The sequence below is a fragment of the Gordonia hydrophobica NBRC 16057 genome, from assembly GCF_001592365.1.
Lineage (GTDB): Bacteria > Actinomycetota > Actinomycetes > Mycobacteriales > Mycobacteriaceae > Gordonia > Gordonia hydrophobica.
The window spans coordinates 1-957 of record NZ_BCWU01000036.1; the positions used below are offsets into that span (position 1 = coordinate 1).

The 957-nt window shown below is 59.7% G+C and carries 2 protein-coding genes; both read right to left on the reverse strand.

Annotation, left to right across the window (positions count from 1 at the left end; translation table 11 throughout):
* The coding region (locus tag GH2_RS22245; protein WP_369692263.1) for a DUF3558 family protein at positions 1–451 on the reverse strand (451 nt) is incomplete at its 3' end.
* A 5-nt stretch (positions 452–456) separates the two neighbouring features.
* Complete coding sequence (locus GH2_RS21110; RefSeq protein ID WP_066172665.1) at positions 457–762, reverse strand: hypothetical protein; 306 nt, start codon at positions 760–762, stop codon at positions 457–459.
* Positions 763–957: the final 195 nt, after the last annotated feature.

Sequence of the window (957 nt, forward strand, 5' to 3'; positions counted from 1 at the left end):
GGACATCTGGCAACCAAACGTCAGTAACCGCAGACTTAACCCGTTTATCGTGTTCGAGGCTTGGAGAGTTTCCGACGAACTGACTCACACTCCACCTGACAGATCCGCCATCAACGCGAAGATAGTCCCAATCACATCCTCGGAGCGTCTGTCCATTTGATCCGGCAGCATCTTCCACCGATGCCGGATCCACTCCGAGCGCTGCGAGTTGTCGCGCCCCCACGGCCGTGCATGGCTCGTACTTTGTGCCGTCGTTAGCATCATTCCAGCGAGCAGAGAACGTCGTCTCAAACGGCAGCTTCAGTCCCTGGTCATCAACCTGGCGGATCGACACTGTCGTCGAGGATTCCAACGCTTGATCTTCGGTTGGGATCGCGTGACTCGAACACCCCGCAATAACGCTCGAAGCCAGAGCCAGGAGCGACACCTGGAAAGACCCCTTACGATCCATCGATTTCACGGCCTCGCGATGCGATGCGCGCCAACCGCATCTGCCGCTGAGAGTTGGCTCGCTGCAGCCTCCGCACCTGCAGCAAGCGATTCTGCACTATCCGCAAGCCGAACGAGCGACTCGGAGCCGCCATCGATCGCTGCGCGCATTGCTACGAATACGCTTTCGCCCTCCACGCAGCCCCGCCCAAAATAGTTGCGTTCTGTGACCTTCGACAAATCCGCTGCCAGCTCCCCCAACTCCTCCCCACACTCCTTCGCGACGGCAGCCCGCTTCTGCCACAACTCTTGCAGGTAGACAAGGTCTTCCACTCAGTCCTCCTGTGTCGGCCGCCTCGCTCGGGAGTGGCCGCAGCGGGGACCGTCGCCCCCGACATGTCGAGACGGTCTCCGCCGCAGCCATCCCCTCGGCAAGCCAGCCTAGGGTTTTCGCGCTCTTAAATTAGACGCAGCGGCGGGCAGATCGGTTCCATCTAAACCGAAGTTTCCTTCTTTTCCCGCACATTT